Source organism: Mycobacterium sp. IS-1556, assembly GCF_001499985.1.
GTDB lineage: Bacteria > Actinomycetota > Actinomycetes > Mycobacteriales > Mycobacteriaceae > Mycobacterium.
Genome location: NZ_LQIM01000034.1, coordinates 112,883 through 126,961, shown reverse-complemented (window position 1 = coordinate 126,961; position 14,079 = coordinate 112,883). Strand labels below are relative to the sequence as shown.

General features: G+C 65.4%; 18 protein-coding genes. 7 read left to right on the top strand and 11 right to left on the bottom strand.

Translation table 11 applies throughout. The features are described 5' to 3' along the window. Nucleotides 1–133: 133 nt before the first annotated feature. A complete protein-coding gene (locus AU187_RS17090) occupies nt 134–337 on the bottom strand; it encodes a cold-shock protein (protein ID WP_059101269.1) in 204 nt (67 codons plus the stop codon). Between the two features lie 230 nt (nt 338–567). On the opposite strand from AU187_RS17090, the gene AU187_RS17085 reads away from it, so the two are divergent. Then, complete coding sequence (locus AU187_RS17085; protein WP_231740416.1) at nt 568–1,071, top strand: DUF5994 family protein; 504 nt, start codon at nt 568–570, stop codon at nt 1,069–1,071. Here AU187_RS17085 and AU187_RS17080 read toward each other — a convergent pair. Next, nucleotides 1,046–1,465: a pyridoxamine 5'-phosphate oxidase family protein gene (locus AU187_RS17080; protein WP_172800297.1), complete on the bottom strand. Its 420-nt coding sequence runs from the start codon at nt 1,463–1,465 to the stop codon at nt 1,046–1,048. The two genes, AU187_RS17085 and AU187_RS17080, sit on opposite strands and share 26 nt — an antisense overlap. A gap of 162 nt (nt 1,466–1,627) precedes the next feature. Between AU187_RS17080 and AU187_RS17075 the strand changes: the two genes are divergently transcribed. Further along, nucleotides 1,628–2,992 carry a flavin monoamine oxidase family protein gene (locus AU187_RS17075; protein WP_059166993.1) on the top strand — a complete coding sequence of 455 codons (1,365 nt, stop codon included), beginning with the start codon at nt 1,628–1,630 and terminating at the stop codon, nt 2,990–2,992. Between the two features lie 6 nt (nt 2,993–2,998). Here AU187_RS17075 and AU187_RS17070 read toward each other — a convergent pair whose 3' ends face one another. Then, a complete protein-coding gene (locus tag AU187_RS17070) occupies nt 2,999–3,355 on the bottom strand; it encodes a hypothetical protein (protein ID WP_059166992.1) in 357 nt (118 codons plus the stop codon). 81 nt (nt 3,356–3,436) lie between these two features. Between AU187_RS17070 and AU187_RS17065 the strand changes: the two genes are divergently transcribed. Continuing rightward, nucleotides 3,437–5,782: an AAA family ATPase gene (locus tag AU187_RS17065; protein ID WP_059166991.1), complete on the top strand. Its 2,346-nt coding sequence runs from the start codon at nt 3,437–3,439 to the stop codon at nt 5,780–5,782. Nucleotides 5,783–5,794: 12 nt separating this feature from the next. Here AU187_RS17065 and AU187_RS17060 read toward each other — a convergent pair whose 3' ends face one another. From AU187_RS17060 to AU187_RS26015, 3 genes are all read right to left on the bottom strand, one after another. Then, complete coding sequence (locus tag AU187_RS17060; protein WP_059166990.1) at nt 5,795–6,169, bottom strand: type II toxin-antitoxin system death-on-curing family toxin; 375 nt, start codon at nt 6,167–6,169, stop codon at nt 5,795–5,797. After that, on the bottom strand, nt 6,166–6,372 hold the full coding sequence (locus tag AU187_RS17055; RefSeq protein WP_059166989.1) for a hypothetical protein: 207 nt from the start codon (nt 6,370–6,372) through the stop codon (nt 6,166–6,168). Before AU187_RS17055 ends, AU187_RS17060 begins: the two co-directional genes overlap by 4 nt. Before the next feature lie 82 nt (nt 6,373–6,454). Beyond that, nucleotides 6,455–6,961: a hypothetical protein gene (locus AU187_RS26015; protein WP_286132051.1), complete on the bottom strand. Its 507-nt coding sequence runs from the start codon at nt 6,959–6,961 to the stop codon at nt 6,455–6,457. On the opposite strand from AU187_RS26015, the gene AU187_RS26010 reads away from it, so the two are divergent. Continuing rightward, on the top strand, nt 6,851–7,105 hold the full coding sequence (locus AU187_RS26010) for a DUF2293 domain-containing protein (protein ID WP_286132049.1): 255 nt from the start codon (nt 6,851–6,853) through the stop codon (nt 7,103–7,105). The two genes, AU187_RS26015 and AU187_RS26010, sit on opposite strands and share 111 nt — an antisense overlap. Here AU187_RS26010 and AU187_RS17045 read toward each other — a convergent pair. Then, a complete protein-coding gene (locus AU187_RS17045) occupies nt 7,091–7,723 on the bottom strand; it encodes a TetR/AcrR family transcriptional regulator (protein WP_059166987.1) in 633 nt (210 codons plus the stop codon). The two genes, AU187_RS26010 and AU187_RS17045, sit on opposite strands and share 15 nt — an antisense overlap. 71 nt (nt 7,724–7,794) lie before the next feature. On the opposite strand from AU187_RS17045, the gene AU187_RS17040 reads away from it, so the two are divergent. Further along, a complete protein-coding gene (locus AU187_RS17040) occupies nt 7,795–9,015 on the top strand; it encodes an oxygenase MpaB family protein (RefSeq protein ID WP_059166986.1) in 1,221 nt (406 codons plus the stop codon). Between the two features lie 448 nt (nt 9,016–9,463). Beyond that, entirely contained in the window at nt 9,464–10,483 is a 1,020-nt protein-coding gene (locus AU187_RS17035; RefSeq protein ID WP_059167138.1) for a TIGR03617 family F420-dependent LLM class oxidoreductase, read from the top strand. 47 nt (nt 10,484–10,530) lie between these two features. Here the strand turns inward: AU187_RS17035 and AU187_RS17030 are convergent, their stop codons facing one another. From AU187_RS17030 to AU187_RS17015, 4 genes are all read right to left on the bottom strand, one after another. Then, nucleotides 10,531–11,304, bottom strand: coding sequence for a PH domain-containing protein (locus tag AU187_RS17030; RefSeq protein ID WP_156442373.1), 774 nt, complete (start codon nt 11,302–11,304; stop codon nt 10,531–10,533). Then, complete coding sequence (locus AU187_RS17025) at nt 11,292–12,656, bottom strand: WXG100 family type VII secretion target (RefSeq protein ID WP_059166985.1); 1,365 nt, start codon at nt 12,654–12,656, stop codon at nt 11,292–11,294. Before AU187_RS17025 ends, AU187_RS17030 begins: the two co-directional genes overlap by 13 nt. A 3-nt stretch (nt 12,657–12,659) precedes the next feature. Further along, nucleotides 12,660–12,944, bottom strand: a complete 285-nt coding sequence (locus AU187_RS17020) for a WXG100 family type VII secretion target (RefSeq protein WP_059166984.1) — start codon at nt 12,942–12,944, stop codon at nt 12,660–12,662. A 212-nt stretch (nt 12,945–13,156) separates the two neighbouring features. Continuing rightward, a complete protein-coding gene (locus AU187_RS17015; RefSeq protein ID WP_156442372.1) occupies nt 13,157–13,456 on the bottom strand; it encodes a hypothetical protein in 300 nt (99 codons plus the stop codon). A 306-nt stretch (nt 13,457–13,762) separates the two neighbouring features. Between AU187_RS17015 and AU187_RS17005 the strand changes: the two genes are divergently transcribed. Next, on the top strand, nt 13,763–14,077 hold the full coding sequence (locus AU187_RS17005) for a WXG100 family type VII secretion target (RefSeq protein ID WP_059166981.1): 315 nt from the start codon (nt 13,763–13,765) through the stop codon (nt 14,075–14,077). Nucleotides 14,078–14,079: the final 2 nt, after the last annotated feature.

Below are 14,079 nucleotides of genomic sequence, written 5' to 3'. Positions count from 1 at the left end.
GATGACGGCAGCCGTCGGCGTTGCGATCAGTCTAAAGAAGCCTGCCTGAGGTGTCGATTCGGCTGGTCAGGGCTCTCATACGAAATGTGGACCGGTGGGGGATTCCCACCGGCCCACAATCGACTCGTGAAAGCTAAACGGCGGTTACGCCGATTGCCTGAGGTCCTTTGGCGCCCTGCTCGATGTCGAACTCGACGCGTTGGTTTTCCTCCAGCGACCGGAATCCATTTCCCTGGATTTCCGAGTAGTGAACGAACACATCCTTTGCGCCGCCGTCGGGGGCGATGAAGCCGAAGCCCTTATCGCCGTCGAACCATTTCACAGTTCCCTGTGCCATACTTTTCAACTTCTCTCATGTGAACGGATGTCGATAAACATCCACGTCGAGGCTATCACTGCGGCGAAAAAGCGCCGGTGTAGTGTCGAGGGCGAACCGTTACCTCTGAAGACGCGATCCCGCCTTCGACGGCTCGAAGCGAGGAAATTGCCGATGTATCACGCCGTTTCGAATTGTCATCTTGTTGTGGCTCACACGGTCCGTGGTCCGGCGATCATGAATGCAGACCAGTGACCGCGGCAAGCCACCGGCGAAGCACCCGACCGGTCCGGCTGACATTGGCCGCTTCCCCTTGCGACGGGCTCGACGGAGCGTGGTGGCCGCGAACCTCGTCGATGGCTCTCGAGCTGCCCGAACTGATCGAAGCGCTGCGGGACTCGCTGGGGGCCGTCGTCGACATCCAGGTCAACTGGTCGTCGGCGAATGCCGTCCCGGACCTCGACATGCTGACCCGCCGCGGTGTGGCCGCGATCCCCGGGTGGAAGAACCGTCCCCAGCGGGTGATGAGCCTCACCGGCGAGCGCGGGCGGGCGAACCTGTTGGTGGTGCCGTCGGCCACCACGTCGGCGCTGGCGATGATGGTGCTGCGCCATGCGGCGGGGCTGCCCGTCGACAGCCGGCACTCCGACTCCGCCCAGAATCTCGCCGCGTGTGACATCGTGCAGGCCGCGCGGGCCGTGTGCACGCGGCAGGTCAGCGGCGCCGAAGCTACTCCGTCGAGTAGTCGAAGCTGAGCCAGCGCTGCGGGCGCATCCGGATGACGATCGACGTCGGCGTGAGGTTCTGGTCGGCGAACGCGTTGCCGTTCTGCTCGCCCAGATAGCGGATCGCGATGTCGCGCACCACGGCGTCCTCCGCGGCGTCGATCCCGGTGACGTCGCCTTCGGCCGTGACGTAGCGGTACGGCGGCTGCTCGTCCTGCGCGGTGATCGCGAAGCGGCCGGCGTCCTTGATCAGCCGGTGCTTGAGCGAGCCGGATTCCGTCCACAACAGGACCTCGCCGCCGGGCTGATAGCCGTACCAGATAGGCACGCTCAGCGGGGCGCGGTCGGGGCGTTCGACCGCGATGACGCCCACATGGACGTCGGACAGGAACTTCTCTCGCTCATCCGTGGTCATCTTGGCCATATCGGTCGCAACCGCCGGGCCGCCGATCACATTCCCGGAGCCCGGCGCGCGTCGTGCCAGCACCCGTGAGTCCGAGCCGATCACAACACTTTTGCCGAAGCAACGGTTTATTGACAGGGGCGGCAATACGGCGTTGGCTCTAACCGACCGAAGGGGCCGCTCATGGCAGACGTCGACTATTGCGTGGTGGGCGCCGGGTTCGCCGGCTTGACCGCGGCGTTGCGTTTGAAGCAGGCAGGTCATTCGGTCGCGCTGCTGGAGGCGCGCGACCGCGTCGGTGGGCGCACGCTCACCGACGTGCGCGACGACGGCCTCTGGATCGACCGCGGCGGCGCGTGGATCGGGCCCGGCCAGGACGCCATCTACGGGCTGATGAACGAATTCAACGTGGCCAGCTACAAGCAATACACCGACGGCGACGCGATGATGCTGGTCGACGGCAAGAAGTACCGGTACACGGGAACGATCCCGTTGTCGATGAGCCCGTGGGCGGTCGCCAACATCGGCGCGGTCTTTCTCGAGCTGACGCAGATGTGCAAAACGATTCCGGTGCACGCACCGTGGACCGCGCCCAAGGCGCAGAAGTGGGACAAGCTCAGCTGGGCGGCCTGGCTGGACAGGCATACGATGTCCAAACCCGCGCGGGAACTGCTGGAGAGCGCCGTAGCCGGGCTGTACACGTCTGCGGCGCCGGAGATCTCGCTGCTGTTCGTGCTGTATCAGATGGCGGCGGCGGGCGGTCCGAGCTTCGTGCTGGGCGTCAAGGACGCGGCCGAGGACGCGCGGCCGGTCGGCGGCATGGGCGCCATCCATCGCGCAGTCGCGGCCGAACTCGGCGACACCGTCCACCTCTCGCAACCCGTTCGCCGCATCGCCCAGAGCAATGACGGGGTCGTGGTGAATTCCGACGACATGGTGGTCAACACCCGCCGAGTGATCGTCGCCGCGCCAATTTCGATCGCCGCCCAGATCTCTTACGAGCCAATGCTTCCCGCCGACCGGTCGTTCCTGCATCAGCGGATGCCGAGCGGAGCGGTCTACAAGATCGCGTTGCTGTACGACGCGCCGTTCTGGCGCGCCGAGGGCCTGTCGGGTCAGTCGTTCGCACCGGGTTCACCGGCGAACCTCACAATCGATTCATGCACGGACACCGGGAGTCCCGGAATCCTGACCGTCATCACCGAAGGGCCAGAGGCGCGCCGCATCGGCAAGCTCGACGACGACCAACGCAAAGACGCGGTGCTCGGCGCGGTCGCGGAAAGGTTTGGCACCCCGGCGCTTTCGCCGCTCGACTACCTCGAGCAGAACTGGTCCGTCGAACGTTACTCCGGTGGCGGGATGATCGCCCACACGCCGCCGGGTGTGCTCACCGAGTTCGGTCCCGCGCTGCGTGAGCCGTGCGGCCGCATCCACTGGGCCGGCACCGAAACCGCGTCGGTGATGTACGGGTTCATCGACGGCGCCGCGCGCTCCGGCGAGCGCGCCGCGACGGAGGTCATGGAGCGCGAAGCGATGGCGGTGGCGTGAGCGCGACTACACCCACAGGACAGCGATGGCGGCCGCGGCGAAGGACAGCACGCCGACCGACCAAAACAGCGGTCGTGGCACGGGATTTCCGGTGCGCCGCTGTCTCGCGCTGCTCATTCCGAGCACACCGCCGAGGACCACGAGGATGACGAGCTTCACGCCGATCTTCGGGTAGTTGTGCTCGATCCCCGCGGGCCACGGTGCGGCGAGCGCCAAGCCCGTCAGCAGCGAAACCAAGATGCCGTAATCCATCGCGCGGGTGGTGCGGAATCGTCGGGCCGCGGCTTCGGCGACCCAGGCGCCGAACGTCACCGCGAAGCCGACGATGTGCAGAAGCACAACTACGTTACGTAGTAGTTCCATGGGCAGAGCTTATGCAGCGGGGCCAGGGCTGCACAAGGTTTGGCGCCGAGCGCGCCCCTCGGCTGCGGGTAGTGTGCAGCCGTGAGCGGGGACCTCATCCTCACCGACGAGTTTCGGGAGGCGTTGGCGCTGCTCGCCGGCGGCAGGCATCTGTTCCTCACGGGCAAGGCCGGCACCGGCAAGTCGACGCTGATCCGGCACTTCATGGCGGGCACCGATCGCAATGTGGTGGTGGCCGCGCCCACCGGGATCGCCGCGCTCAACGTCGACGGGTACACCATCCACCGGCTGTTCGGGTTCCGCACCACGACGACGCTGTCCGACGTCACCTGCGGTGAGTACCGGCCGGGCCGATTCGCCAAGACGCTGGCGTCGCTGCAGACGTTGATCATCGACGAAGCCTCGATGGTTCGCGCCGACGTCTTCGACATGGTGGCGACCGCGCTGGAGCGGTTCGGTCCCGAGCCCGGCACACCGTTCGGCGGAGTGCAGATCGTGTTGGTTGGCGACCTGTACCAGTTGCCGCCGGTGGTCGGTGACGGTGAAGAGGGCTACTTTTCGACGGTCTACGAGACGCCGTACTTCTTCTCCGCCCGCACGTTCGCCCGCGAGGACTTTCCCACTGTCTCGCTGACCACGGTGTTCCGCCAGCTCGGCGATGACCGGATGACCGCCATTCTCAACGAAATTCGCGAGGGCATACTGCTCGGCCACGCACAAGAGCAGCTCAATGCCCGCGCCGACAAGGATTTCGTGCCGCCTGAGGACGAGTTCTGGTTGACGCTTGCGCCCACCAATCGGCTGGTGACCGCGCGCAACCGACAACAGCTCGAGCGGCTGGACGGCGACGAAATGCTGCACCGCGCCAGGGAGTCCGGCGATCTCACGCTGTTCGACAAGCCGATCGAGGACGAGCTGCGGTTCAAGGTCGGCGCTCAGGTGATGATGCTCAACAACGACCAGGGCGACCGGTGGGTCAACGGCTCCATAGGACGCGTGGTCGGCGTCGGTTACGACCGTTACGGCGTCGTCGTCGAGGTCGAGTTCGCCGACGGATCGTGCGCGGACGTCACGCCGTTCACGTGGGAGGCCACCCGCCCGGTGGTCGACGGCGGGTCACTGCGGCGCGAGGTGATCGGGACGTTCACGCAGCTGCCGTTCAAGCTCGCGTGGGCAATCACCATCCACAAGAGCCAGGGCCAGACGCTCGAGCGGGTCGTCGTCGACCTCACCGGCGGAATGTTCTCGACCGGCCAGTTGTACGTGGCGTTGAGCCGCTGCACTTCGCTGGCCGGGCTGGTGCTCAAACGTCCAGTGCTGCCGAAGGATCTGAAGACCGACCGGCGGATCGCCCGCTTCCTGCGCACCTCGGCCGGCGGCTCGACGGCCCGGAAGTACTGTGCGATCGGCATGCTCACCGTCGGCGAGGAAGGCCGGATGTCGCGTCCGCGACCGGTGGAGCTGGCGGTGGCGTTCGACGACGGCACCGCCGTCTCCACGCTTATCAACCCGCAGCGCGATCTCGCCGACGCGCGAAATGCATACGGCATCACCGTGTCCGATGTGCTGCTGGCGCCGACTCTGCGCGAGGCGTGGGCGGTGATCGCACCCATGCTGGCGGGCTGCACGCCGGTCGGGGTGTCGGTGGACGAGACGCTCGGGCTGATCGACTTCGAGCTCAAGCGGCTCGGTCATGTCGCGGTGATGCCGCTGGGAGTCGAACTGCGCCGCGCGCGGGTCACCGGGCGCACGGCGGTGGAACGGGCGCAGTCGGCGCTGACGGCATTGGCATCGACGGAGATCGAAGAAGGCTCGTCGGAGTTCGAGGAACCCGAACCGGCGGAATCGGTTTCGGGGTTGCTCCTCAGCCGCGATCACGCTGTCCCCACTCCGGCGGCCGATCATCTGCCGGCGTTGTCGGCGGTGCTGCGGGTCAGCCGCGGAGTCGGCGCGGTGGTGCTGGGCGGAGCGTCGGCCGACGAGGTGGCCGCAGACGAGTCGTCGTGGGACGCGGCCGCCCGGCAGTCGGTGGCCGATCAACTGCGCGCTGCGGCGTCACGGGCGCTGTTGCCCGATAACGTCGTGGCGCGTCTGAACGAGGCCTCGGCCCTGCTCGGCGTCGACGTAGTGACCGGAGCGGTGACGCTCGAGCGTCACGACATCGGCTCTGCGTTGGTGCCGGGTGCGCGGATCTGTTTCACCGGAACGGCTTTGGATCAGAGGGGCCGCGTGGTGGAGCGCGAGGAGATGGAGCGGCTGGCCGCGTCGGCGGGTTTGGCGCCGGTGCGCTCGGTGACCAAGACGCGATGCGAGGTGCTGGTCACCGCCGAGGCCGGCACGCAATCGGGCAAGGCGCGCAAGGCGCAGGAGTACGGCAAGCCGGTGTTCACAGCCGAGGAGTTCTTCGCCTGGCTCGAGGGCCGGTGACGTCGGTAGTGTTCAGCCGCACCAGGTTCGCAACTGTGCGGCGATTTCGTCGACGTCGTCGATCACCCCGGATGCCACGGCGATCATCAAGTTGAAGCGGTCGTCCTCGCTGGCCGTCACCCATTCGCCGTTGAGGCCGAGGAACGCTTGACAGGCCGTCCAAGCCAACCGTTTGTTGCCATCGAGGAGGGCGCGGTTGCGGCAGAGCGAATGCAGCAGGGCGCCTGCTTTCGTGTGGAAATCGGAGTAGACCTCAGTTCCGGCCACCGTTGTCTTGGGACGCGCCACCGCCGATTCCAAGAGTCCGTAGTCTCTGACCACGAAGTTATCGGCGACGGCGCGTGCTGCGACGAGCAGCAGGTCGTCAAGGTCCAGGTAGACGGTCACGTGTCGGCTAGTCGGCGCAGTACACCCTGCTTACGCTCAATAACCTTGTCCAACACTGTTTTCAGTTCGTTCTGATGAGCACGACGCTCGATGTACTCGTCGATGGCCGACAAAGCCACAGCCTGCATGGAACGTCCCTCGGCAGCAGCCTGCCGGCGCAGCGCTTCGGCATGGGCTTCGCTGGTCCGCAGTGTCATACCCACGCGGGGCTTGATACCACTCTGATACCAGCACCGGCGGAATGTCGTAGCGCCGACATAACGTCGACGCATGGCTGGTGTGGCTTCACGAGTACGACGAGTCCTTGAGGCGCCCGATGCGCAGGCGTGCGCATTGTGTGGCCGGTCCGGCGACGTTTTCCTCGAGCACAAGGCCGGCGCGCTGTGCCTCGACTGCGCTGGGCTCGGTCAGCTCGAGTTCCTGCCGGCGGGCTGCGCCGCGCTGACCCGCCGCGTCGTGAAGACCAGCCGAGAGCCCGTCATCGTGATGCGGTTCAACGTAAAGATGCGGCGGAACTTTCGCGGTGCTCGCTATGAGCGTCAGGGCATTCTGGCCGAGCCGACCGCGATCGAACAGGCGGCGCGCGAATGCCTTGCCGACGCCGATGCGCCGGGCCGCGACGAGATCGCCGTCGCGATTCGCGAGCAGTTTCCGGGTTGTCCAGCCGACCGTGCCGAAGCGATTGCCCTGCACACCGCTGTTCGGTTTCGCGACCGGGTCAAGCGATGCATCGGTGCGGGTGAGGTTGACGCCGACGCGGTGGGCCGTGCCGTTGAAGCTTCCGTTCTCCATGTCGACACCGAGTACGACAATCTGATCGAGTCGGGTGTCGACCGGGAATCCGCCCGCGCACAAATGGATGACCACGTCGAAGCGATTCTCAACGCGTGGCGAGACGGAGTCGCGCTGCTCGACGAATCGTTACGCGGCGCCTAAGCCTTTGACCTCCGCGACGCACAGATCGGCGACGATCGCCGCGAGCTCGACCGGCGTCTCCTTCGGGTCTTTGAGCCAGGTTTCGATGAGATAGTTGGCGCCGCCGACCATGAACAGAGCGCTGCGGCGCAGCACCTCGGGATCAGGCGTCTCGGCGCCGAGGACTTCCGGGGCGAGTTCGACGATCAACGCGGCGATGTGGTCGAGGATGCCGGCACGGTGTTCGGCCAGGCCGGCGACCGTGCTGACGTCGCCGGTGGCGATGCGGTGAATGTGCGGATCGGCGGCGATGATCTCGAGGAACGCCGTCAGCGCCGAGGTCAGTTTGTCGGTGAGCGTGCCGGGATCGCCGACGCCGGCGTTGACCAGCGCCGTGAGCAACTCGTCGCGGACCTCGTCGGCGACGGCGAACACGATGGCCTCGCGATTCGGGAACTGCTCGTAGAAGTAGCGGGTGGTCAGGCCCGCGGTGCTGCAGACCCCGCGCACGGTGACTTCGGTGACGCCGGAGGTCCCCCATATCCGGCGCGCGGCGGTGAGCAGCCTCTGGCGGCGTTCGGTGCGACGGTCATCCGCGCTCACGCCGCCGTAGTCACGCACCACCTCTACGCGCTTCATTGACAAGGACTCTACCTGCGCGTTAGCTTTGGACAACGGTGGTTATCAGAAGTGCTCGAGGGAGAGACGCGATGAATCAGCCCGTTCCGGCCCGTCATCCGTCGAAGCCGGGCCCCGTCCCGGCGGCCGTCCGGTTGTTCGCGACGCTGCTGGGCATCGAAGCGCCGTCGGGCGAGCGGTGGGCCAAGCTCGGCACGAACCTCAACATCGGCGACGAGCCGATGGACCGCCTTGTCGAGTGGATGTCGGCGACGGGCATGGAGCAGACGCGGCCGCTGTTCGATCGCGCGCTCACGTCGGGCATCGCCAGCGTTCCCGAGGCACCGGAACCGTTGCGCGCCTTCTTCACTGACGTCGAGACGGTGCCCGAGTGGGTCGACTGGCAGCTCGTGCGGCGAGGACAGCGTGCGCTGCGCGCAGGCGGCGCCGACGGTATGTACGTCGCGCGTGACGTGTCGCTGCTCGGTGGCTACCAGTTCTCCGGGTTCAACAAGACGTTGATCCGGACGGGCGCGCTGGAGAAAGGTTCGAACAAGCGGTTCGCCGAGACGATGCAGTGGGCGTTGGACATCATCTCCGAGGACGGGATGGCGCCGTTGGGTATCGGCTACCGGTCGACGATCCGGGTGCGGCTGATCCACGCGTTCGTACGCCGGCATGTGGCCGCGATGCCGGACTGGCAGGGCGATGACTGGGGGGTTCCGGTCAACCAGACCGACATGGCGGCGACGTTGGTCGGCGCGCTGATCGCTCCGCCGGTGGGCGCGCTGGGAATGGGATTGGTGTTGGCGCCCAAGGAGTATGAGGCGATCGCGCATCTGACCCGATATGTCGGATGGCTGATCGGGGTGGACGACGAGTGGCTGCCGCGCGACTTCCGCGACAGTGTCCGGGTGCTCTATCACACGGTGTCGGCGCTGTCGGAGCCCGACGAGTCGACAAAGCAGTTGGCGATGCCGATGGCCGACGACCCGATGGTGTGGCACTACCGCAGCATGTCTGGGCTACGCCGGCGCATCGCGCGGTCCCAGCACCTGTCGGTGACAAGCGGATTCCTCGGGCCACGCGCGATGCGGGCACTGGGGCTGTCGCCGTATGTCGTGCCGTGGTACCCCGTCGTGCGACTGCCGGTGAACCTGGTCCGCAGCGTTGCGGCGCTGATGCGTCCCGATGGCATGGAGCGCGCGGCGGTGCGCGGCGACCGGGAGCAGAAAGCGTGGCTGCGCACGATAATCGGCGAGAGCGAAGCGACGATCGGCGAGTCCGCGGCACACGTCAGCCGGGTCGCGTAAACGGCCCAGTAGCGCGAATACCGTGAGTCGTTAGCTTGGGAGCAGTATTTGGGGTGCCTGTACGCACGCACGTGGCCGGGAATGCTGGTCTGCGAAATGGTCCTAGCGCCGAGATTGCATCCAGGGTTGTGCTGATCTGAGAAGACGACCACAGCCGTGTGTGCAATCTCGAGCATAGGAAGCCGAAACCGGACCACACCGAATGCGCGAACCTCGAATTCTCACTGACGACGAGGAAACGACTCAGGACACTAGGGTCGCGTGGTGCCCTGGGGCGGGCCGGGTATCCACACGAAGAGGTCGCCGCTAGCTTTTGATCATCACCCCTCTTGTGGCGACGCCGAAAGCGATGGTGACGGACCCGCGACTCTTCGCTCTCAAACGCAATGCGACACGTTGTGGTCCGGCAGTGCACACGCCGGCGAGCGAATCGACGTACTGTTCCACCGTGTACGTCGACGTGATGACGACTCCGCGGCCGCTGCGAGAAATCGGTGACCTGGCCCGGCGGACACGGGACGCCGGGTTCTCTGGCTTGCTGTTCACCGAGACCGGTCGCACGCCGTACCTGAACGCTGCCGTGGCGGCGGACGCGGCGCCGGGGTTGGAGTTGTCGACGGGGGTAGCGGTGGCGTTTCCGCGCAGTCCGTTCGTGACGGCGGCGACGGCGTGGGAGTTGCAGGAGGCGACGGGCGGTCGCTTTCGGCTGGGCTTGGGTACGCAGGTACGCACCCATGTGGTGCGGCGGTACGGGATGGAGTTCGAGCGCCCGGGCCCGCGGCTGCGGGACTACGTGCGGGCGGTGAAGGCGTGCTTTCACGCGTTTCGGACAGGCAAGCTGGAACATCACGGCGACTTCTACAGCCTGGACTTCATCACGCCGCAGTGGAGCGCGGGGCCGATCGACGCGCCGGATCCGAAAGTCGATGTGGCGGCGGTGAACCCGTGGATGTTGCGGATGGCGGGAGAGGTGGCCGACGGAATCCATGTGCATCCGCTCGGCGAGCCGGGGTACATCGGAAGGCATGTGATGCCGAATGTTGCTGAGGGCGCGGCAAAGTCGGGGCGGTCGCCGGATGACATCGCGGTGATCGTGCCGGTGATGACGATCGTGGGAGACACCGATGAGGAGCGGCATCGGGAACGGGAGTTGGTGCGGGCGAGCATGAGCTTCTACGGCAGCACGCCGAACTATGCGTTCATCTGGGACGAGGCGGGCTTCGAGGGCACGACGGCGCGGATCCGGGAGAAGCAGAAGGCCGGCGACTACCAGGGCATGGCGGCACAGATCAGCGACGAGCACATCGCGACGTTCGCGACGGAGTCGACGTGGGATGGCTTGGCGGACGCGCTCGTCGAGAAGTACGGCGATGTGGCGTCACGCATCGTGTTGTACAACGCACTGGCCGATCCCGAGCGGTTCGAACGCTACGGTGAGGTGGCGCAACGCATCACCCAGCGCGGCTGAGGTTTATTGCAGCAGTGTTGGACGGGATTGCCGGCTGCGAACCAACTTCAGTCGAGCGCGAACCGCCCTTCTCGAAACCGTTCGGCCGCACGGGTATCCACCAACTCCATCCGGTCTCCGGGATGCTTCCAGTAGTGCCGCACCATCCAGTAGAGCGGCACCCCGGTTGGTACGTACAGGTTCAGGCCGCCGACGACCTCTTCGCCGCCGTCGCGCAAACACAGCACCACCGACCTGCCGGCCTTCTTGGTTTCCGAATGGTCTGTGACATCGATGATGTCGTCCCACTCCAAGACTCTTGTCCTGAGGACGTCCGCGATCTCGATCATCGCCGGGGTGAACTTGAGATGCCCGAAACCTCCTCGCCGCACCCCGGCAACCAAGCCGATGACTGCGATCAAAGCCGCCACGATGAAGAGCGGTGGTGAGAAGATCTGCAGGCCACGGGAAATGGGAATGTCAAGCACTCCACGCGGAAGAAAGAGCGCAAACAGCAGGCACGCCGGGACCGCAATCACCAGCGCAGTAAAGTACAGTGCGCCAAGGCGCTTGTCTGGCCATACCGTGAATCCCGTTGCGTCGCTGGTTGTCCGGACGCTTATCCTCCCGGTGGCGCCAAATAGAACCATCGCCATGATCAACAGCGGAATCGCGAGGACACCGAACAGCAAGACCGTCGTCAGGTATTTGCCGCGGAGGGCGGCCAAGACTCCAAGAACCGCAATGTAGGTAATGATCGCGAGGCACCCAAGAATCGCCCACAACGGCAGCTTGCCGGATTTTGCCCAGTTTCTCGGCTCGGGGAGGTTCAGTACGGACATACGACATCTCCAACGAATTTGCCCAAGTCGGAACCACCGAAAGCTCCGAGACCCCCGAGGATCAGCACCCCGGCCGGTACGGTGATCGGCGCCCAAGGTCCTCCCAAAGCACCTACCGCCACACCAGCTTCCACACCGCCCCACCCGCCACCGGCACCCGCGATACCGGCTACCAGGGCGACGCACCGCTCCTTGCCGGAATCGGCCATCGCCATATCGAACACCGTCGTCGCCGCCCCCAGCGCTGGACCGCCGAACTTCATCGTCTTCCCAATGTTTTCGACCGACTCCGCGGTGAGCATCGGCAACGAGCCGCCACGAGCGATGTGCTTCTCCAGCCCCGACATGGCAGCCCCGGTCCCCGTCGAGATGTTGTCGATCAACTCGACGGGCACCGCACTGTGCCGACCGCCTGCCGTGGTGAAGCCGGCGGTCCGGTGGCCAGTCGGGTCCATCGACATCGTCAAGTTCGAGCCGTCGGCGTAGGTGATCGACGTGTAATCGCAGTCGGTCCCCATGTCATGCCACGAACTCGTCCGCGCCACGAAATTGCCATCCTTGTCGAACTCCTCCATTTGGTAGAAGTTCTGCTTGCTCGGCCAATCGAAAGGGTCCATGCGGGTGGTGACGGCCTTGCTGCCGTCCTGTTTGATCACTGTCGTCACCTCCTCGCCGTGCTTGTTTGTGGATTCGATGACTTCCCGGACGTTCTGCTGCTGATCGGCGGCGCGGATCGAGTCCTGCGCCATCATGCCGACGACTGTGCGCGGGTCCGGCACCTGATCCTGGGGGCGCTGCGCCGTGGGCAACATGATGTCGCCCAGATCGGTCGGCGGGCCTGCCTCGACGAAGCCAAATTCTTTGCCTGCGGCCACGACGGCGTCCGCGGTCGCGTTGTCGGCATCACCGACAGCTGTCAGCATCGTGTTGACGGTGGCCTGCTCCTGCTGGGCCAACGCCTTGGCCATCTCCTCCTCGGACATGTAGACCGGATCGACGAGCACCACCCATTGATCACTGACGTTCAACGGGCCGGCGTCGAGTTCGTCGGCCTTGGCCAGCAGCGTCTTGCGGGCAGTACCGATCGACTCGGAGCCACTCCTCAACGCCGCCGCAACCTTGCTGGCGTATTCCGAGAACTTCGACGCTTCACGCTCCGCTCGCCCGAACATCGCACTCGCGGCGTCATGGGATGCTCCCGACCATGCCCGGGTTTCCGGCATCTGCGCGCACGCCGTATCGATACCCGACACGGCATCGGCCACTGTCTGTGCTCGCGTTTTGATCGCCGCGGCGGAGGTCGACAACGACTCTGGATTCCAACTCCGCAGAGTCGGCCGGGAAGGCAGCATCGGTCAGAACAATCCATCGAAGTTGGTTGCCAGTGTCGCGTCGGCCACCTCAAAGGTGTCCCCCGCCCCGCGCACGGCCTCACCCATCTTCGCCACGTTCGCTGCCAACTTGTCGGCCATCTGAGTGAAATGCTCCCCGACCGATCTCGCAGCCCACTGTGTTGTCGACCCGGGCAACCCGTCTGCCGCCGACGTGACGGTGTGCCCCACGGCGGCATCAGTGATACGTCCGCTGACGGTGTCCACGTGCCCGGCGAACGCGCGCAGGATCTCCGGATCGACAAGCACAGAATCCCCTGTCTCGTATTGATGGCCCGTCCATTATCCAGCACGCCGGACAGGTCAGGACGCACCAATTCAGCGGTGAGTACCGCCCTCCGCGGTCAGTCGACGCTCTCTACACCCAGCTGTGGTTATGCATTGTGAGTGAACCGAGTTCGCGCAATCGGGATGACACCGCCCGCGGAACGTTTTCAGAACGCTGTTCAGTCGCCCGTCAGTCACACCAGATTGATCGCCTGAACTAACAGGAGGCCGGGCAGGAAGAGAAGTAACGTCAGCGGAGCCGCGATCAAGCCGATGAGCATTCCCCGTCCAACTTGTCCCATCGCGCCCGGGCGTGTCACGAATACAACACCGATTGCAAAGTCCAGCAAGAGAAGCGGGATAGTGAACACTACGAGTGCGAACCACGGAATGAAGTACCACGTCGCAAGGCCGACCACGAGGGTATTTCCAAGTGCTGCAACGAAAGTCGCCGGGCCATAGCGCGCCGCTGAAGTCCTCTCCGATTCACTCACCACCGGATTATCCAAACTCCATAGATAAGCCCGCCGACGAGAACCACGCCGTACGAGCCTGCGATGCTGAGGGCTAGCCCCATGAGGCGGGAAGAGCCTGATCGGAGAAGTGCGGCGGCAGCCACGGCGGACGCAACGAGCACGACTGCCGCGCCGGACAGGAACAGCAAGGCCCCATGCGCACCAACGAACACTTTGCCCAATAGCCAAGAGAATCCGACGACCATCAAACTCCCGCGGACAAATCTGCCGCGTCAGTGGGCAACGCAGCGATGTTAATGTGCGGCAAACAGGGAAGGGGGCACGGTGTCGAATCCGAACGAGCCGCTGAAGGTCGATCCGACAGAACTGCGCATGGCGGCAGACCAGCTCGACGGTCACGCCAGCGCCTTTCGGGCGACGCATCAAACGGCTCAGTCACGGGCGAGCAAAGCGGCTCTCGGCTCGGGATCGGCAGCGACCGCGTTGCCGGGGATGCTGGCGGCGTGGGAAGCCGAAGGTACGCAGTTCAACGAGCATTTCATCCGCCACGCGCAGGGACATCGCGACGCGGCGGACAGCTATGTGCGTACCGATGCCGGCGGTGCCCAGGGGATCGACGACGCGGGTTCTGCGCTGTGAGT